Genomic DNA, 18,234 nt, shown 5'->3' with positions numbered 1-18,234 from the left:
ACGGACGCTCACAGCTGTTCCTCCTTCTCCTGTCTGTCTGAATTCTGCTCCTCCCCAGCCGGATTTTGGTTTTGAGCCTGGGGATGGTCCTCTCGATCCCGCCGCTCCCCTCCAGGGAGGAACAGCCGGGCGGATACCCCGCCGGTCACGCACAGGGCAAAGAGCAGCAGCATGGCTTTCAGCTCGCCGATAGTAGTGAGCACCACGGCGCACAGGCCCAGAATGGCGGAAATCACATAGAGCACCGCCACCGCCTGCTTCTGGCTCAGGCCCATATCAATGAGCCGATGGTGGACATGGCTCCGGTCGGCGTGCATAGGGCTCTGTCCGTGGGCGATCCGGCGGATAAAGGCGAAGCAGGTGTCGAAGATGGGCAGCCCCAGCATGAGGAAGGGCACCACAAAGGAGATGATAGCTGAATATTTGAACAGGCCCTGGATGGACACCACACCCAGAATGTACCCCAAAAAGGTAGACCCGGTGTCCCCCATAAAGATCTTGGCCGGGTTCAGGTTATAGGGCAAAAAGCCGATGCACGCCCCCGCCAGGCAGGCCATGAGCACTGCCACATTTGGCTCGGCCACCACAAGGGCGATGACCAGCATGGTCATAGAGCTGATGGTGGACACACCGCAGGCCAGGCCGTCCAGCCCGTCAATCAAATTCACCGCGTTGGTGATGGCCACAATCCACAGCATTGTGGCGGGGATGGACAGCCACCCCAGCTCCCAGTAGGGATCGCTGGAAAAAATATTGGGGTTGGACAGCACCTTGATCACATTTCCCGTATAGGCGGCCAGACCGGCGGCCACAATCTGCACCAGCAGCTTGGGCAGGGCCGGCAGGGCGAAAATATCGTCCAGAATGCCCAGCACCACAATCACAACCGCCCCCAGCAGCATCCCCTGCACCTGACGGCTGATCCCGTTGGGCAGGAAGGGCAGAAACAGAATCACGCTGAGCAGGAAGCCCAGAAAAATGGCCAGCCCCCCCATACGCGGAATGGGGTGGTTGTGCATTCTCCGAGCGTCCTTGGGCACGTCCACCGCGCCCCACTTCTGGGCCAGCGTTTTTACAATCGGCGTGGAAATCAGGGCCACCAGAAATGCGGTGGCCAGGGCGCCGGCCGTCAGGCCGATGGTCTCTATCGACATAGTTGTAGGCATTGAAAGGCTCCTCGCTTCTGTCTTCGCAGCCTCAGCGGGCCACAAAGCCCACTTTTTTATAGACTTTCCGCAGGGTTTTCCAGGCGGTGCGGCTGGCCTTCTCCCCGCCGGCGCGGTAGACCGCCTCCAAATAGGCCTTGTCCGCCAGCAGGCGCTGCGCTTCCTCCCGGATGGGCCGGAGGAGGTCCACCACCGCCTCGCCCACGGCGGGCTTGAACACGCCGTAGCCCTTGCCGTCAAACTCCCGCTCAATGGCCTCGTAATCTTTGCCGGTAACGGCGGCATAGATGCTCATCAGGTTGGACACCCCCGGCTTATTGGCCGGGTCGTAGCGGACGCAGCGCTGTGTATCGCAGTCGGTCACCGCCCGCTTGAACTTGCGCATGATGTCCTCCGGCTTCTCCAGCAGAAAGACGCAGCCCTCCGGCGCGGACTTGCTCATCTTGTTCTCCGGCGCGGACAGGCCCATCACCCGGGCCCCGGTCTTGGGAATGTATGGTTCAGGGATTTTAAAGGTCTCACCGTACAGATTGTTGAACCGCTGGGCCACGTTGCGGGTGAGTTCCACATGCTGCTTCTGGTCCTCCCCCACCGGCACATAGTCCGGCTGATAGGCCAGAATGTCTGCGGCCATCAGGGCGGGGTAGGTAAACAGGCCGCCGTTGATGTTCTCCGCGTTCTTGGCCGACTTGTCCTTGAACTGGGTCATCCGGGACAGCTCGCCGAACATGGTGTAGCAGTTGAGCACCCAGCCCAGACACGCCTGCTCCGGCACGTGGGACTGGATAAAAAGGGTATTTTTTTCCGGATCCAGGCCGCAGGCGATGTACTGAGCCAGCTGCTCCAGGGTATTGCGGCGCAGGTCCGCCGGATTCTGCCGCACAGTGATGGTGTGCATATCCGCCATAAAGTAGTAACAGTCAAATGCCTCCGCCCGGGCGGACCAGTTCCGGATGGCCCCCAGATAGTTGCCCAAATGCAGTCCCCCGCTGGGCTGAATGCCGGAGAGCATGACTTTCTTTTCCTGTTCCATTCTCAAAGCACCTCAATTGTGTACAATTTCCCATGCTGAGATAGTATACCATAGACCCCCGCACTTTACAATGCGGGCCGTTCATAAAATCGCGCCCCGCCCTTAAAATTTGTGTGTGCATTTCTGCGCAGGCGCTTACAGACAAGGAGGGCGCACACCGGGATTCCTGGTGTGCGCCCTCCCTTGTCTGTATTCAGAAGCCGTACCAATGCCTCAACACAAATCTTTGCGGCGGTTGGTACCGCTTCTCAGTCTTCCAAGGCGGTATTCCGGCGGACCATATGGATGTGATCCTCCCACACGCCGTTAATCTGCATGTACTTGGGTGAAATCCCTTCCGGCACAAAGCCGCACCTGGCCGCTGTGCGCAGGGAGGCGGTGTTGCGGGGCATGATGTTGGCCTCCAGCCGGTGGAGCCACAGGGGGCCGAAAGCCGTCTCCACCAGCGCCGTGAGGGCCTGGGTCATATAGCCCCGCCGGAGAAATTCCCGGTCCAGGTTGTACCCCACAAAGGCAGACTGAAACCCGCCCCGTATGATCTGGTTGACTGCCGCAAGGCCGATCAGCGTCTCCGGCGCCTCCTTGGGGGCGATGTAATACCGGCAGCTCATGTCCTGGCGGTACTCCTCTTCTTCCCGCTCCAGCAGATTCCGCTGGAATTCCGGCGTGTAAAACTCCGGCGGACGGCCCGGCGCGTACTGGGACAGAAAGTCCTGGTTGCGGATATGATAATCGCACAGCCGCCGGGCCAGCTCCGGCCTGGACCGGATCAGCACCAGATCCGCCGTCTCCAGCCGCTCCGGCGCATTACTGGATGTGGACATGGTCATTGATATGCTCCTTGCAGTAGCAGTAGTAGCCGTTGCACTTGGAACAGTAGCGGAACTCCATATCTGGGTAGTCTGTGTCCGTCTTGCCGCACACGGCGCACTTGTGGATATAGCCCTTTTTCTGCTGGGCCTCCCGGGTGGCCCGGCGGAAGTTGACCGTCTGCCGGGAGTGCTGGTGCTTCACCTGGCTGCGGCCCTGCCGCACCCGGGCGGTGATGTCCGACCAGAAGAAGAGGAAATAGTTCAGAATCGCCACCACCGGCAGCAGCGCCCCCGCCATATTCAGCGCCATGAGACTGCTCAGCACGCTCCAGGCGAAGATGGCCGCGTCAATCCACGCCAGCCACTTCACCTTGATGGGGATGATAAAGAACAAGAGCACCTGCAAGTCGGGGTACAGGGTGGCGAAAGCAAAGAACAGGGACAGGTTGACGTACTGCATGGACATGATGCCCCCGCCCCCCAGGAAGTGGAGCGCCAGACCCACCACAATGTTCAAAAGCATACCGGCGGCGTAAAAGACGGTGAACTTGGTACTCCCCCACTCCCGCTCCAGCGCCGTGCCGATGAACCAGTAGAAATACAGCTCCAGCAGCAGGAACACCCCGCCGCTGGCGGGAACAAAGGCGAAGGTCACCAGCCGCCACAGCTCCCCCCGCAGAATCTGGCCCGGAATAAAGGCCAGCAGCAGGGACAGGGACACCCCGTTGCTGAACTGATCCAGCAGATAGACCAGCACGTTTCCTGCCACCACAATGGTCATCAGATTCGGAATGCCCAGCCTCGGGTGCTTATAGCAGAATCGATCCAGCCAAGTTTCAATCGAACGCAAGTGATTACCCCCAAATCTCAAGATGGTCTTTTCTCTAAGAACCTATATTCACAACCGGGGGCGCTGGATTGTCGTGGGATTTTGCTGTCCCGCAAGGCAAAAGTCCCGGCCAGACAGTGTCCAACGGTTATGAATACAGGTTCTAAGTAAGGCCGGAGCTCTCTCCCACTCCGGCGGTGTCATTCCAGCTTAAAGTATACCCTATCCTAACAGGGACAGACGGAAAAATCCAGAACAATTTGTAAATCTTTCTTCTGTCACCGCAGGAGTTTCCGAATCGCCCCCTTCATTTTGGGGGTCAGCACCTTCGCCGCCACCCGGTAGGGCAGGCGGGGGATTCCCATAAACTCCGCCTCCACCTTTTCAAAGGGCCAGGTGCGCAAGGCGGCGAAGAAGGCATCCCGCCTGGCGTTGCGCCCCGTGGGGAGCAGCAGCCGGGGATTCCCCGCCGTCGCCTCGCCCCAGCTGCGCTCCATCCACTGGGCCCCGCCGGCCGCAAGCGGCCACAGCGCCCTGGCCCGCGGTGTGTTCAGCAGCACCATGGACACGCCGTCCTTTACCCCGCCAGGCATCTCCTTCTCCGGAAAGCCCCAGAAATCCCCCAGGGTGAAGTCGGCGTATTTCCGCTTCCCGGCGCAGGGGCACTGGTAGCAGCAGGGCCGCAGAAACAGTCCGCTGCCAAAGCCCCGTCCAAAGGTGGTCTCCATCAGGGGCGCGGTCTGGGTGACGCCGTTTTGGAAGGTCTGGGTCAGGTGGGCCCTGCGCCACTCCACCCGCTTGTCCCGGAAGAGCAGCGACGCGGTGGCGCTGCCTGCCTCCCCCTCCCGACGGGCCCGCCACGCCGCCAGCACCGCCGGTGAGGGCACCCCGTGGCACACCAGGTCGCAGGTGATCAGCCCCACCGCCTCCCCGCCCAGGAAGCGGCTCAGGCCCTCCACCTGACAGGGGGTGCCGGTGAAGAGTGCCTGCCGTTCCTCTGCCAGGGCGGCCTTCACCTGGCGGAAGACGCCGGAGAGGTCGCTTTGCACATATTTGGTCTGGCGCAGGGGGGCCAGACCCTCTGCTGTCTCCGCCCGCCGGTGGCGGACGGTCATGGTCTCGTCAAAGGCGGCGCCGAAGACTACCCCGCCCTGGGCGATCACATACTCTGCCAGCAGAGAGAAGGCCCCGCCGGAGGTGCTCTGCCCCAGCACGCCTCTGTCCCGGTTTTTCACGCCCAGCACCGGCGCCGGCGCCAGGGGCTCCCCATTGGGGCGCAGCCCGGGACACACCCCCTCGCACCTGCGGCACAAAATACACTGCTCCGACACCACCGGCCGCAGGAAGCCCTCGTGGTCAGGGGCCATGGTAATCGCCCCCACAGGACACACCGACGCGCAGGCGGTGCAGCCGGTGCAGTCCGCCGCGCCACACAGCTTCGGCCCCTTGGGCGTCTCCTCCGCCGTCTGCGCCGGGGCAGCAGGGAGGGGCTCCCCCTCAATCGCCGCCTTCAGATAGGCCAAAGAATCCGCTCTGGCCTCCACCAGCCGCGCCTCAATGGCCTGATAGTCCATGGGCGCCTCCAGCTCCGCCGTCTCGGGCCGGCCCACAATCCGGTCCGCCGCACCCAGCCGGAACAGCAGGTTATAGATCCGGGAACTCGTGGGAGTCAGGCGCTCCTTGGGCGACATGGAGGTAAAAAAAGGCCGCTGGAACTGGAGGGAGAAGACCGCACCGTGGAAAGAGTTGGTACACACCGCGGCGGCGTGCTGAAAAAGCCCCAAAAACTCCTTGGGCCCTGCGTCAAAGATCGGGGCCTTCGCCCCGGGAATCTTCCGCCGGGCCCCGGCAAGCTGGACAATGGGCCACCCGGTGCGCTCCGACAGGGCCAGGGCGTAGGACGCCATCTCCCCCGGCTCCGAGACAAAGTAGCACAGAAGATAGGGCTCCCTCCGGCCGGGGTCTGCCGCCAGCTCCCCCCACTGCCGGCCGGTGAGCAGCAGCGTGGGGTCCAGCACCACCTTGGCCTCCCGCCCCGCCGCCTGGGCGATAAGGGCCTGTCCCCGTTTTTCCCGGACGGAGAGTGCGTCAAATGAGGCAAGGTACTCCCTGAGCTGAGCGTCATAGGGGGGCGGCAGCTCCGGCGTGCCCAGACTGGGGGCATAGGCGATCTTCCGGCCCTCTTTGACAAAGTCCAGCAGAAAGGCGGGCTCAAACTGCCGGTCGGCGTAGATAAAGGGATTCCAGATCTGGTCGCTCCCCGCCACATAGACGTCGTAGTCCGGCGGCGCCTCCTTCAGCGCCTCAAAAGAGGTGTATCGCTGGGGGCTCAGGGTCATTTCCTCCGCCACAAAGGCGCTGAACCGGTTATACCGGGTCTTGAACGCCCGGTAGTGAAGGGCCGTGTGGGCATCCGCCGCCAGCCCCCGCGCCGAGCCGGACTTTTTAAACAGCTCGTTGGTGCGGGTGGTGTGGGGCAGGCGGAAGTCAATGATCTCGCAGGAGGCTCCTAGGTCCTGAATGGCCCGCATGGTGGCGTATGCCTGGAGCTGCGCCCCATAGTGGTGGGCAAAGTGAAAGGTAATCAGACCGGTTTTCTTCATGGAAAGCCCTCTTCTCCTGTGTTATATGGTCAGCCAGCGGGCCGGATGCCACCGAAGGCGGCATCCGGCTCTGCCTGTCAAAAATGCCTCACGGCGTCCGCGCCCCCAGGCGCGAACAAAGTTCAATCCGCCTTCCCCGGCGGCGCGTATGCCGGGGGAAAACACATTTCAGCCCGCCTGGGCTCTCTGCTGTTCTGATACTCGCGATATCCTGATTGTACCACAGGCGGGCCAGCAAGTAAAACCTCTTTTCACACCAAGCCCAGCAGGCGGGCGGCGGAGGCCACCACAAAGCACACCGCCATTCCCACCGCAGTTGGCAGCACTGCGGCCGCAATGGTCCATTTCCACCCCCCGCTCTCCTTCCATATGGTCATGCAGGTGGTGGAGCAGGGCCAGTGAATGCAGGAAAACAGCATGGTACACACTGCCGTCAGCCAGGTCCACCCGTTGTTCACCAGCAGCGCCCGCAGGGCCGGCAGATCTCCCGTCTCCATCAGGCTCCCGCCGGACAGATAGGCCATCAAAATAATGGGCAGCACGATCTCGTTAGCGGGAAAACCCAGGAGAAAGGCCATCAGAATCACGCCGTCCAGCCCCAGCAGGCCGGCAAAGGGATCCAGAAACCGGGTACACCAGCTCAGTACGCTGGCCCCCGCCACGGTCACATTCGCGCACAGCCAGATCACCAGACCCGCCGGCGCCGCCACCGCCGCCGCCCGGCCCAGGACAAACAGGGTACGGTCCAGCACCGAGCGGACGATCACCTGCCCCACCCGGGGCCTGCGGTAAGGGGGCATCTCCAGGGTAAAGGAGGAGGGTACCCCCTTCAGCACCGTGGCAGACAGCAGGCGGGACATCCAGAAGGTGAGGAACACCCCCATCAAGATCACGCCAGTAAGAATCAAGGCTGGCAGCACCGTCCCCCGCAGTCCCCCCTCCGTGCCCACAAAGAACATGGTGATAATGGCAATCAGCGTGGGAAAGCGTCCGTTGCACGGGACAAAATTGTTGGTCAGAATGGCGATCAGCCGCTCCCGGGGGGAATCGATGATCCGGCATCCCACCACCCCAGCTGCGTTGCATCCAAAGCCCATGCACATGGCTGGGGTTTGGGGGGTATGCCGCTTCACAGAAAAACCGTCCTGGTCTCCTCCTTTGTGTCAAAGCGGAAGACAATTTTTACCTCCTGGCGCTTTCTCCGGCCCTGCTCCCCCTTCTCATACCGCCCCTGCCCCACCTCGATATGGTCAATCAGGGCAAATAATACCTTGCTGTCCAAACGGGACAGATGGCTCCACTCCTCCAGCCGCCGGGACAGGGCGCCCCTCAGCCCATCCTGCCGCCGAGCCTCCCACGGCTCCGCGCCGGCCAGGGCGGCCCGAAGTTTCTCCCGCCGCCCTTCATATTTCTCCAACAACAGGTAAAAGCTCCCTTGGGACAGCCGCCCGCTGAGTCGGTCCTCATAGAGCTGCTCTACCATACGCTCCAGCCCCGCCGCTTCCCGCTCCAGGGCCTCCCGCTTTCCCCTTCCCCGCTCCGGTGTCTGAACAGCTTTTTCCCATACCAGCCGGTACAGCTCCTCCCGTTCCCCCGGCGTAAGAGCAAGCTGCTCCCGCACCACCTCCAGCACAATCTCATAGAGCACGTTGTAGGCAATAAAATGGTTGGAGCACGCCTCTTTTCCGCGGAGCTTGTAGGCTCCGCAGGCCAGGCTCACCGGCGCATCCTTTTTCCGGCTCCCCACGGCTGACATGGCGCTCCCGCACCGGGCGCACCGGGCGATTCCAGAAAACAGGTTGGAAAAGGCCCCTGCCCCGGTCCTCCGCCGGCGGAACTGGACCAGACGAAAACCCTCCTCGCTCACCAGGGGCTCATGGGTGTGCTCCACCACCACCCACTCCTCCGGGGGGCGATATACCGTAAGTTTAGATTTGAAGGACACCTTTTCCGTCTTTCCCTGGAGGGTATGGCCCAGATAGACTCTGTTTTTCAAGATCTTTGACACGGTAGCCGCCGCCCAGTCCCGCCGGGCCCCCAGCCGGGCGGCGTCCAGCTCCGGATGGCAGATACAGCGGTACAGCAGAGGCGGCGCAACCCCCCGCCCGGTCAGCGCCGCGGCAATCTCACCTGGTCTCTCGCCCCCCGCCGCCCGGTTAAAAATTTCCCTTACCACCGCCGCCGCCGCTTCATCCGGGACCAGGCGGTTTTTGTTCTCCGGATCCTTTTGATAGCCGTAGGGGGCGAAGCTGCCAATGTAGCTCCCCTGCCGCATCTTTCCCGCCAGAGAGCTGCGGATCTTCCGGCTGGTGTCCCGGGCGTACATCTCGTTGACCACATGGCGGAAGGGGGCCATGTCCGTGTCAGGCCGGGCGGTGTCAAACCCGTCGTTGACAGCGATGTACCGCACCCGCTTGGAGGGAAAATAGACCTCGGTATACTGCCCGGTCTGAATGTAGTCCCGGCCCAGCCGGGAGAGATCTTTCGTCAGCACCACGTCCAGGCGCCCCCGCTCAATGTCCGCCAGCATCCGCTGGAAGGCCGGGCGTTCGAAGCTGGTTCCGCTCCAGCCGTCGTCAATATAGCTGTCCACAATCTCCCAGCCCTGCTTCTGCACATACTCAGTCAGCAGGATCCGCTGGTTGGTGATGCTGACGCTCTCACCGTTCCCCTCGTCGTCTTTGGAAAGGCGCAGATAAAGCCCCGCCCGGCAGGCCCCGGCCCTCACACCTCCTCCCCCCATTCTTCCTGTACACCGCTCCAAAGCAGCCCGCTCAGCACCTCCTCTTTGCTCCGCTCCCCTGCCCCTTCCGTTTTCACCAAATACAGATCCTGATTTCCTCTATTTTCCTGTCTAAATTCCACGAAACCACCTCCTACCCTACTCTATGCGGCAGATAAGTGGTTCAGTTCTCCTTTTATCTTTGGTTTAGCCCCTGAATTTTCCCTCTAATTTCCCCCATTTTTGCAAGATATCAGATTTCGTCATGCAATTTTTCGATTTTTCGAATTTGCTCTTGACAGCCCCCAGGGGGAAAGCGTTATAATAGCCCTGTCATTTTTCCGGATTACAGGGCAAATTCAGCAAACTCTCCTTGCCCTGTCAGGATTTCACCTCCCAGCATACTTGCAGTTTAGTTTTAATTAACTTGCAGTTTGCTCTCCTCCGGGAAAATTGTATGCGCGCAGCCGCACGCCTGTCTGCGGAGGCCGGCCTCATCTCAAATCGTAATGGAGGTTCTGATTATGGATTATGTCAATCATGTGCTGGACGAAGTCAAGGCCCGCTACTTCTATGAGCCGGAGTTTATTCAGACCGTCACCGAGGTACTCGGCTCCCTGCGCCCCGTGATGGACCGCCACCCGGAATACCAGAAGGCCAAGCTGCTGGAGCGTCTGGTGGAGCCGGAACGCATCATCTCCTTCCGGGTGCCCTGGCGGGACGAAAAGGGTGAGTACCACGTCAACCGGGGCTACCGGGTCCAGTTCAGCAGCTCCATCGGTCCCTACAAGGGCGGCCTGCGCTTCCACCCCACAGTCAACCAAGGGGTATTGAAATTTCTGGCCTTTGAGCAGATCTTTAAAAACTCCCTCACCGGCCTCCCCATCGGCGGCGGCAAGGGAGGCAGCGACTTTGATCCCAAGGGCAAGAGCGATGAGGAGGTTATGCGCTTCTGCCAGAGCTTTATGAACGAGCTCTACCGCCACATCGGTCCAGGGGTGGATGTGCCTGCCGGCGACATTGGCGTGGGCAGCCGGGAGATCGGCTATCTCTACGGCCAGTTCAAGCGCCTCACCGCCCAGTATTGCGGCGTGCTCACGGGCAAGGGCCTGGCCTACGGCGGCTCCCTCACCCGCACCGAGGCTACCGGTTACGGCGTGGTCTATCTTACCAACGAGATCCTCACCCACAAGGGCAAGAGCCTCCAGGGCCAGCGGATCATTGTCTCCGGCTCCGGCAACGTGGCTATCTACGCCGCCCAGAAGGCCCAGGAGATGGGCGCCGTGATCATCGCCATGTGCGACTCCGACGGCTATATTTACGACAAGGACGGCGTGGACGTGGCCGTTATTCAGGAGCTGAAGGAGCACCGCCGGGCCCGCATCCGGGAATACGTGGCCGCCCGGCCCAAGGCCGAGTACCATGAGGGCTTCCGGGGTATCTGGACCCTCCCCTGCGACATCGCCCTGCCCTGCGCCACCCAGAACGAGATCGATCTGGACGCCGCCCAGAGCCTGCTGAACAACGGCTGCTGGATGGTGTGCGAGGGAGCCAACATGCCCTCCACTCTGGAGGCCATGTCCGCCTTTGAGGAGGCCGGCATCCTCTTCGTGCCCAGCAAGGCCGCCAACGCCGGCGGCGTAGCCGTCTCCGCCCTGGAGATGAGCCAGAACAGCGTGGGCCTGGCTTGGAGCTTTGAGAAGGTAGACAACCGTCTGAGAGAGATTATGGCCAATATTTACGCCAATATGTCCGCCGCTGCCGCCGAGTACGGCAAGAACGAAAACGACTACGTCACCGGCGCCAATGTGGCCGCTTTTCTGAAGGTCTCCGAGGCCATGATGGATCAGGGGCTGGTCTAAGAAGCTGTATTCATAAGCGCCGTCCCCCCCTTTTTCTCCCGCGCTTTTCTTCCATATTATAAAAACCGGCCTTTGTCACCCTTGTAGGGACAAAGGCCGGTTTTCATGTTCCGCCGCCCTCTTTGTGCTTTCCTTGGTACAGCGCCGCGATCCGGGGAAACTGGGCGATAATCGCGCCGTAGTTCTCCTTTTTGTGGGGAAAGGTACACTTGCTGCAATCCTTTACGCCGCTGCCGGAGAAGGTACACGCGCCCCCGCAGTCCGCCCCCAGGGGGTAAAGAGGACAGTAGCAGAACAGGCAGTTAAAGGTCTCCGGAGTCTCAGTCTCATGGCAGGGGAAGTACTCACAGGCCTGGTTGCAGAAAAAGGCGTAGTGCTTGTCCCACCAGCGGGCCTTGGTCACATCTTCCACGTTCTCTCCTCCTGTCTTCTCTTATTGTGAAGCAGTCTGATTATACCCGCCCTGCGGACAAAAGGCAACCGGCATACGGTTTTTCCCCCAGCCACATGGTCAAGGCCTGTTTGCCGCAGGCTCTGGCCTTTTGAAAGGCGTGGTCCAGCACGAACGCCACCCGGGGCAGATAGCCAAAGTCCTCCAACAGGGTAAAGAGGGGGAAGAAAATGGCCATGGGAGGCAGCATGACGCTCACCACCCAGGCCAGGGTGCGGTACATCCCCAGCACCAGTGCTCCGTGGAGCCAGTCCGGTGCGTTCAGCCGCTGAAACAGCGCTGTCAGCCAGTCCTGGACCTGGAACAGACCGTCCGCCAGCAGCTGAGAGGGATAGTTGGCCCCAGTGATGGTCAGCCAAAATACCCCCGCCAGCAGCAGCAGCATTACCGGAATCCCCGTCAAGCGGCTGGTAAACAGCCGGTCCAGCCGCCGGTCCCACCGGTCTGCCTTGGCCTCATCCCGGCGCACCGCTCTGTGGGCCAGATCCTCCGCCGTCCAAACCAGGCAGGATACAAGCCGCTCCCCTAGAAGGGCGGCGTCCAGGCCGGCGCCCTCCAGCTCCCCCCGGGCCGCTTCCAGACAGGCGGCAATCTGGGGATCCCCCCGCAGATCCTCCCCCAGCGCCCCGGCCAGCCAGTTTAATGTCCGCGCCTCTCCCTCCAGCAGCCGCAGCGCCGCCCACCGGGGCGGAAGCGGGCCGCTCCGCCCCGTAACCAGCACAGTCAGCGGCTCCAGCGCCCGCTCCATGGGCGGGAGATAGCGGGGCGGCTTGGTCTGGGGCGGACGGGAGAGCACCCCTTCTACCGCGTCCATCAGCGCCTGTATTCCCTCCCCCCGGCCGGCGGAGGTTCCCACTACCGGGACGCCCAGCCGCTGGGAGAGCCCCTCCAAATCAATCTCAATTCCCTTCCGCGCCGCCTCGTCCAGCAGATTCACGCACACCACCGTGCGGGGCTGAATCTCTATGGTCTGGAGCACCAAATTCAGGTTGCGTTCCAGACAGGTGGCGTCGCACACCACCACAGCGGCATCAGCGCCGCCGAAGCACAGAAAATCCCGGGCCACCTCTTCCTCCGCCGAGTGGGCCATCAAAGAGTAGGTACCTGGCAGATCCACCAGCACATAGCCTGTTCCATTATGTTCGCAGCGTCCCTGGGCGGTGGCCACCGTTTTCCCTGGCCAGTTGCCTGTGTGCTGATGCAGCTTGGTCAGGCAGTTAAACAGGGTGGATTTCCCTACGTTAGGATTTCCCGCCAGGGCGATCACCCGGTCCTCTGGATTCTCTCGCCAAATGGTCCCCTCCCGGCCCGCCGCGCCCAGACCGGTGGCCGTCTTTGTCAGTCCCATTTTCAGGCCAGTGCCGTCCGGCACAGCGGCGCAGGGCGGCCCTCCCTGTCCCAGAGCCTTACTTCTGCGGCGTCCACCCCCCGCAGGGCGATGACCGCCCCCCGGATCCGGTAGGCGGTGGGGTCCCCCGCCGGACTCTTTGACACGCAGGTCACCCAGGTGCCAGGCACCAGCCCCAGATCCAGCAGGCGGCGGCGCATGGCCGGGTCAGCCGTCACCTCCGCCACCCGGGCAGACTCCCCCAGGCGCAGTTTATCTAAATTTCGTTCACTCATATCTCAGTGCCTCCAGACATAGTGATAGTCAAAGCGCTTCAAAAAAGTTTCTTCTGCTCTTTTGAAGTCTGCGGCGGGCGGAATTCCACCCTCCACAATCTCATTTTATTGCCGGAGCCGCCGGTCGGTGACCATCTCTCAGGGAGGTCTTGTCCCATGAATCGGAAATACGCTTCCCACAGGGCAGCCAGCGCACTGACCCCGGTGATGCTCTTTTGGGTCCTTGTGCTTTTGCTGTGCCCTCTCCTTTTGGCCCGGCCCCACCCTGGCACGCCGGAGCGGCCGCTCCCCACCTTCTCCCCCCAAGCCGCCGCTCTGGTGGACGCCCTCCCCCAGGGGCTCTCCCCAGCGCGGCAGGCGGCCTGCGAAAACGCCTGCCGTCTGGTGGGGCAGGTGGGCTATTTCTGGGGTGGCAAGTCCACCGCCCTAGGCTGGGATCTTCGGTGGGGCCAATACCAGACCGTTACCGCCCTTGGCTCCGACGACACCGGACGCCGGATGCCCTTCGGCCTGGACTGCTCCGGCTTCATCACCTGGCTGGCAGTCAATGCCCTGGGCGGCCCCGCCGGGGCCAGCCTCGTGGGGGACGGCGCGCGGAACCAGTATGCCGCCTGCACCCCCATTTCGTGGGAGGAGCTTCAGCCTGGAGATCTGGTCTTTTTTCCCGATCTCTCCCATGTGGGGCTGGCTCTGGGGCAGGACGGGGACGGCGTTGTCACAGCAGTCCACTGCTCCCGCAGTCTGGGAGGCGTCGTCCTCTCCCAAGACGCCGCCCAAACTGGTTTTTCCTTGGCGGCACGGCCGCCCTGGCCGGAGTAACTGGCTCTTTTTTGTTCAATTTTTAATTCCTTCCCTCACAGTGAGTCCTTCTTTTGTCCTACATTCATCACCTTTTCACAAACTTGTCTCCAGGTAATTGACCTTTCCGCCAACTCTACAGTATAATAGACCTGCTGAATCGAAGGAAATACAAAACTGCCGCAGCCGGGGTGCTGCGGCTCCACTTTTCAGGAGGTTATTCAAATGTCAGAGCGTGTCCCTGAAAACAGAATGGGCGTCATGCCGGTGGGGAGGCTGATCCTTACCATGTCTTTGCCCATGATGCTCTCCATGCTGATCCAGGCCCTGTACAATGTGGTGGACAGCATCTTCGTCTCTTGGATCAGCGAGGACGCCCTTACCGCCGTCTCGCTGGCCTTTCCCTTCCAAAACCTGCTTATCGCCATCGCGGTGGGCACCAGCGTAGGCGTCAACGCCCTGCTCTCCCGTAGCCTGGGGGAAAAAAACACTGCCCAGGCCAACGCTGCCGCCACCAACGGCCTCTTTCTCACTGTGGTCAGCCTGCTCCTCTTCATGCTGCTGGGAGGCCTCTTCTCTGAGCTGTTTTTCCGCCTCCAGACCACCAGTGAGGCCATTATCGGCTATGGCGCCTCTTATCTGCGCATCTGCTCTCTCTTCTGCGCCGGCCTCTTTTTGGAGATTATGTTGGAGCGGCTGCTCCAGTCCACCGGCCGCACCTTCTATACTATGATCACCCAGAGTCTGGGGGCCATCACCAATCTTATCCTGGACCCCATTCTCATCTTCGGCTGGGGGCCCTTCCCAGCTATGGGTATTGACGGCGCCGCTGTAGCCACGGTCATCGGACAGTTTGCCGCCGCCGCCCTGGCCGGCCTGTTCAACTGGCGGTATAACAGCGACATCCAGCTCCAGTTCCGGGGCTTCCGGCCTAACTGGTACATCATCTCCCGTATCTACAGCGTGGGCCTGCCCTCTATTGTAATGAACTCCATCGGCTCGGCCATGACCTTCGCTCTCAACCAGATTCTGGGGGCCTTCACCTCCACGGCCAACGCAGTGCTGGGCATCTACTTCAAATTCCAGAGCTTTGTCTTTATGCCGGTCTTCGGTCTGAATAACGGGTTAGTCCCCATTATCGCCTATAACTACGGCGCGAAGAAGAAAAAGCGCATGACCGACACCATCCGCCTGGGCATTCTCTTTGCCAGTGCCATTATGCTGGCCGGCTTCCTCCTCATCCAGTTTTTCAGCTCCCAGATTCTGCTGCTGTTCAAGGCATCGGAAAATATGCTGGCCATTGGTATCCCTGCCCTGAAGTCCATCAGCTTTGCCTTCCTCTTTGTAGGCTTTAATATCATTGTCACCTCTACCATGCAGTCTTTGGGCCATGGCTTCCTCAGCATGGGCATCTCCATGATCCGTCAGCTGCTGGTTCTCCTCCCCACGGCGTTTTTCCTCTCCCTCACTGGCCGGCTGGAGCTCATCTGGTGGGCTTTCCCCATCGCCGAGTGTGTGGCTACTCTCCTGTGCGCCGTCTTCCTGCGCTCCATTTATGTCCGGGTCATCCGACCCATGCCGGAGGAGGACGCCGCCTGACCACGCAGCGGGGCGAATTTTGCGTTTTTTCAGCCTGCCGAAAAAGTATTTTCGCCAGGCTGAGCGCAGTTTTCAGAACTTCGAAAAGTTCTGAAAACTGGTTTGCTTGGACGCAAAAGGGAACCCTGACGGTTCCCTTTCACACTATCCTTCCCTCCGAAGCCTTCAATTTTTGCGTTTTTTGACACTCGGAAAAAACCGTGCCGCAGAGCAGGGCTCTGCGGCACGGTTTTTCTCTCAGTGCTTCTGATTGAAGATCTTGAAGATGTCGTCCCAGCCGTCGTCGGTCATGCCGGTGCTCTCACCGCCGAAGGCAGGGGTGGGAGCGGGGGCAGGCGGTACGGCAGTGCTGCCAAAGCCGCCGCTCTCCGTAATGGGAGTAATGGGGGTGACCGGCGCGGGCTCCGGCTTGCGCTCCGCAGGGGCGGAGAAGGGCTTGCTGGACAGCGCCCCGGCATACTCCTCCTCAAATCCGGTGGCGATCACCGTAATGCGGATCTCATCCTCCATACTCTCGTCAAAGCTGGTGCCGAAAATGATGTTTGCGTCGGGGTGGACCGCCTCCCGCACCAGGCCGGCGGCGGCGTCCACCTCGTCCAGGCTCATGTCCATACAGCCGGTGAAGTTGATCAGCACGCCCTTGGCGCCGTCAATGGAGGTCTCCAGCAGGGGGCTGGAGATGGCCAGGCGGGCCGCCTCCTCCGCCTTGTTTTTACCGGCGGCCCGGCCCACGCCCATGTGGGCCATACCTGCGTCCTTCATCACCGCGGACACGTCGGCGAAGTCCAGGTTGATTAGGCCGGTCTTCTTAATCAGGTCGGAGATGGACTGCACCGCCTGGTGCAGCACATCGTCGGCAATCTCAAACGCGTTGTACAGGGTGATCTTCTGGTCACTGACATACTTCAGCCGCTCGTTGGGGATTACCACAAGGCTGTCCACCTTGTCCCGCAGATCCTCGATCCCCTTCTCCGCCTGGTTCATCCGGCGGCGTCCTTCGAAATTAAAGGGCTTGGTCACCACGCCCACGGTCAGGATCCCCATCTCCTTGGCGATATCCGCCACAATTGGGGCCGCCCCGGTGCCGGTACCCCCGCCCATTCCGGCGGTAATAAACACCATGTCGGTATTTTCCAGAGTTTTTGCAATCTGCGCCCGGCTCTCCTCCGCCGCCTTGCGCCCCTTCTCCGGGTCAGCGCCCGCGCCCCGGCCGCCGGTAAGCTTCTCGCCCAACTGGACCTTATACGTCGCCCGAGACGCATCCAGAAATGGCTTGTCTGTGTTGGCGGCAATAAAGTCCACACCGCTCATTCCCGACTCGATCATACGGTTGACCACGTTATTTCCGCCGCCGCCCACACCGATCACCTTTATGGTAACCACGTTGTCAGGCCCGGTATCCAGTCCAATCGCCATAACTGCTCCTCCTATGTAAACAATTCAACATCTATCTCTCTAGCGCTTCTGTTCAAGCGGCCCGCGCGGCCCGGTGTTTCGTTCGCCGGAAGCGGCGCGGGTCAGGCCTTGTCTCAATGGAGAGAGGTGAAAAAAGCCCCGCTCTTTGGGGAGCGTACCGGCAATTTTTAAACAAGACCCAGGTCACACAAAATATACCTCTTTATATTTTATTGCTTTTCTGCCGGTTAGTCAATAGCTCCCTTCGGATTTCTGCGAAGTTTTGGAACATTCGGGTGCCGAAGACCACTACCGCCGCCAAATACAGCGGGATTCCAATTTTTTCCCCCAGCCAGGTCAAAAATACGGCAATCAACGTGTTTCCCACGGCGCCCGAGAGAAAAATGCTCAGTTTAAACTGGCCTTTCAGCCGGGCATTGCACCCGCCCAAGCCGGAATCCAGCGCTCCCAGCAGCCCTGCGGCCACATAGAGGGACCACTGGGGCGGGATGGTCCAGGGGAACAGCCAGCCTGCCAGCAGCCCGATGGCCAGTCCCACAAACTCCAGATAGAGCACTATCCCTCGCCCCCCCTCTCCTCCTCCCCCACCGCTGCGGCGGGGCGGAGGTGGCCGGTCTGAATGATTCCGGTGTACTTCTCAATCAGGAGACAGTCACTCATGGTCACATTCACCTGAATTTTCCACTGCCCTAACACGTCTACCACGCCGTTTCGCATCGTCAGGGCGTTGTACAGCGTGGTGGGGTCACCGATGGCGTAGATAACAAAGGGGGCGGCGAACCGCTTGCCGTTGACCATGACCACCGGACCGGCACAGCGCACCTCGCTGGTGGCCAGAATCCGCTCCCCGTTGAAGGAGATGGCCTGGGCCCCAGCGGCCCGCAGCTCATTGATGACTGTGAGCAGGTCGCTGTCGTGGATGAGGTAGTCCATCTCGTCCCCGGTGGTATTTTCCGCCTTGGAGTCGTTGAGCACCACCATAACCCCGGGACCCTCCACATCGGTGAGTCCCGCGATGACAGAAAGACGGTCCACTTCCGTCTTCAGCGCCTCGCTCCCCTGTCCGGAGGCTGCGGCGGACCGGTACTCCTCCAGCTCGCCCTGGGCCTCGTCCAGGCGGAGCTTCAGCTCGTCCCGCTCCGCCGCCATGTTGTTGTACAACTCCTGCAGGGTCTCCAGACGGGCGGCGCCGGTGGTCTCCACCGCTGTGTTCAGCTTCACACTCTTCAGCTGGAGCGCCAGCAGAAAACCCAGCAGGCCAAAGGAAAATACCACCGCCAGCTCGCCCCGTTTCCGTTTCAGTTGTGCCATGTACTTCCT

General features: G+C 61.1%; 16 protein-coding genes and 1 pseudogene. 3 read left to right on the top strand and 14 right to left on the bottom strand.

The features are described 5' to 3' along the window. Positions 1–8: 8 nt before the first annotated feature. From D1159_RS01960 to D1159_RS01925, 8 genes and pseudogenes are all read right to left on the bottom strand, one after another. Entirely contained in the window at positions 9–1,166 is a 1,158-nt protein-coding gene (locus D1159_RS01960) for an MraY family glycosyltransferase (protein ID WP_161844008.1), read from the bottom strand. A 31-nt stretch (positions 1,167–1,197) separates the two neighbouring features. Next, positions 1,198–2,199: a tryptophan--tRNA ligase gene (trpS, locus tag D1159_RS01955; protein WP_161844007.1), complete on the bottom strand. Its 1,002-nt coding sequence runs from the start codon at positions 2,197–2,199 to the stop codon at positions 1,198–1,200. Between the two features lie 248 nt (positions 2,200–2,447). Continuing rightward, positions 2,448–3,029, bottom strand: coding sequence for a GNAT family protein (locus tag D1159_RS01950; protein WP_243152050.1), 582 nt, complete (start codon positions 3,027–3,029; stop codon positions 2,448–2,450). Continuing rightward, positions 3,007–3,861 carry a rhomboid family intramembrane serine protease gene (locus D1159_RS01945; RefSeq protein WP_243152049.1) on the bottom strand — a complete coding sequence of 285 codons (855 nt, stop codon included), beginning with the start codon at positions 3,859–3,861 and terminating at the stop codon, positions 3,007–3,009. Before D1159_RS01945 ends, D1159_RS01950 begins: the two co-directional genes overlap by 23 nt. A gap of 257 nt (positions 3,862–4,118) precedes the next feature. Beyond that, the gene (locus tag D1159_RS01940) at positions 4,119–6,443 is read right to left on the bottom strand and encodes a polysaccharide pyruvyl transferase family protein (RefSeq protein ID WP_161844006.1); all 2,325 of its coding nucleotides are present in this window, start codon (positions 6,441–6,443) and stop codon (positions 4,119–4,121) included. Positions 6,444–6,694: 251 nt separating this feature from the next. Continuing rightward, positions 6,695–7,546 (bottom strand): annotated as a pseudogene (locus D1159_RS01935) (ferrous iron transporter B); the annotation flags it as partial. 26 nt (positions 7,547–7,572) lie between these two features. After that, positions 7,573–9,171, bottom strand: coding sequence for a recombinase family protein (locus D1159_RS01930; protein WP_347563621.1), 1,599 nt, complete (start codon positions 9,169–9,171; stop codon positions 7,573–7,575). Then, complete coding sequence (locus D1159_RS01925) at positions 9,168–9,308, bottom strand: hypothetical protein (RefSeq protein ID WP_161844004.1); 141 nt, start codon at positions 9,306–9,308, stop codon at positions 9,168–9,170. The genes D1159_RS01930 and D1159_RS01925 overlap by 4 nt, the downstream gene beginning before the upstream one ends. Before the next feature lie 381 nt (positions 9,309–9,689). Between D1159_RS01925 and gdhA the strand changes: the two genes are divergently transcribed. Further along, on the top strand, positions 9,690–11,027 hold the full coding sequence (gdhA, locus tag D1159_RS01920) for an NADP-specific glutamate dehydrogenase (protein WP_161844003.1): 1,338 nt from the start codon (positions 9,690–9,692) through the stop codon (positions 11,025–11,027). Between the two features lie 103 nt (positions 11,028–11,130). Here the strand turns inward: gdhA and D1159_RS01915 are convergent, their stop codons facing one another. The 3 genes from D1159_RS01915 to D1159_RS01905 are packed head-to-tail and all read right to left on the bottom strand — an operon-like array spanning position 11,131 to position 13,101. Further along, a complete protein-coding gene (locus D1159_RS01915) occupies positions 11,131–11,439 on the bottom strand; it encodes a cysteine-rich small domain-containing protein (RefSeq protein WP_347563620.1) in 309 nt (102 codons plus the stop codon). A 40-nt stretch (positions 11,440–11,479) separates the two neighbouring features. After that, positions 11,480–12,826: a ferrous iron transporter B gene (locus D1159_RS01910; protein WP_161844002.1), complete on the bottom strand. Its 1,347-nt coding sequence runs from the start codon at positions 12,824–12,826 to the stop codon at positions 11,480–11,482. A 2-nt stretch (positions 12,827–12,828) separates the two neighbouring features. Next, positions 12,829–13,101: a FeoA family protein gene (locus tag D1159_RS01905; RefSeq protein ID WP_161844001.1), complete on the bottom strand. Its 273-nt coding sequence runs from the start codon at positions 13,099–13,101 to the stop codon at positions 12,829–12,831. A gap of 156 nt (positions 13,102–13,257) precedes the next feature. Between D1159_RS01905 and D1159_RS01900 the strand changes: the two genes are divergently transcribed. Next, positions 13,258–13,920 carry an NlpC/P60 family protein gene (locus tag D1159_RS01900; RefSeq protein ID WP_161844000.1) on the top strand — a complete coding sequence of 221 codons (663 nt, stop codon included), beginning with the start codon at positions 13,258–13,260 and terminating at the stop codon, positions 13,918–13,920. Positions 13,921–14,124: 204 nt separating this feature from the next. Then, a complete protein-coding gene (locus tag D1159_RS01895; protein ID WP_161843999.1) occupies positions 14,125–15,498 on the top strand; it encodes an MATE family efflux transporter in 1,374 nt (457 codons plus the stop codon). A 237-nt stretch (positions 15,499–15,735) separates the two neighbouring features. On the opposite strand, the gene ftsZ is transcribed toward D1159_RS01895, so the two are convergent. From ftsZ to D1159_RS19960, 3 genes are all read right to left on the bottom strand, one after another. Next, positions 15,736–16,914, bottom strand: coding sequence for a cell division protein FtsZ (ftsZ, locus tag D1159_RS01890; protein WP_161843998.1), 1,179 nt, complete (start codon positions 16,912–16,914; stop codon positions 15,736–15,738). Between the two features lie 202 nt (positions 16,915–17,116). After that, complete coding sequence (locus tag D1159_RS01885; protein ID WP_161843997.1) at positions 17,117–17,470, bottom strand: small basic family protein; 354 nt, start codon at positions 17,468–17,470, stop codon at positions 17,117–17,119. Then, positions 17,470–18,225 carry a DUF881 domain-containing protein gene (locus D1159_RS19960; protein WP_161843996.1) on the bottom strand — a complete coding sequence of 252 codons (756 nt, stop codon included), beginning with the start codon at positions 18,223–18,225 and terminating at the stop codon, positions 17,470–17,472. The genes D1159_RS01885 and D1159_RS19960 overlap by 1 nt, the downstream gene beginning before the upstream one ends. Positions 18,226–18,234: the final 9 nt, after the last annotated feature.

Source organism: Pseudoflavonifractor sp. 524-17 (genome assembly GCF_009935845.1).
Lineage (GTDB): Bacteria > Bacillota > Clostridia > Oscillospirales > Oscillospiraceae > Pseudoflavonifractor_A.
Note: the sequence above shows the minus strand (reverse complement) of the source record. Positions and strands in the feature narration are given on the sequence as shown.

Coding starts and splice junctions, on each gene's coding strand:
- D1159_RS01960 (WP_161844008.1), bottom strand. CDS start 1,166: ATGCCTACAACTATGTCGATAGAGACCATCGGCCTGACGGCCGGCGCC.
- trpS (WP_161844007.1), bottom strand. CDS start 2,199: ATGGAACAGGAAAAGAAAGTCATGCTCTCCGGCATTCAGCCCAGCGGG.
- D1159_RS01950 (WP_243152050.1), bottom strand. CDS start 3,029: ATGACCATGTCCACATCCAGTAATGCGCCGGAGCGGCTGGAGACGGCG.
- D1159_RS01940 (WP_161844006.1), bottom strand. CDS start 6,443: ATGAAGAAAACCGGTCTGATTACCTTTCACTTTGCCCACCACTATGGG.
- gdhA (WP_161844003.1), top strand. CDS start 9,690: ATGGATTATGTCAATCATGTGCTGGACGAAGTCAAGGCCCGCTACTTC.
- D1159_RS01910 (WP_161844002.1), bottom strand. CDS start 12,826: ATGGGACTGACAAAGACGGCCACCGGTCTGGGCGCGGCGGGCCGGGAG.
- D1159_RS01905 (WP_161844001.1), bottom strand. CDS start 13,101: ATGAGTGAACGAAATTTAGATAAACTGCGCCTGGGGGAGTCTGCCCGG.
- D1159_RS01900 (WP_161844000.1), top strand. CDS start 13,258: ATGAATCGGAAATACGCTTCCCACAGGGCAGCCAGCGCACTGACCCCG.
- D1159_RS01895 (WP_161843999.1), top strand. CDS start 14,125: ATGTCAGAGCGTGTCCCTGAAAACAGAATGGGCGTCATGCCGGTGGGG.
- ftsZ (WP_161843998.1), bottom strand. CDS start 16,914: ATGGCGATTGGACTGGATACCGGGCCTGACAACGTGGTTACCATAAAG.
- D1159_RS19960 (WP_161843996.1), bottom strand. CDS start 18,225: ATGGCACAACTGAAACGGAAACGGGGCGAGCTGGCGGTGGTATTTTCC.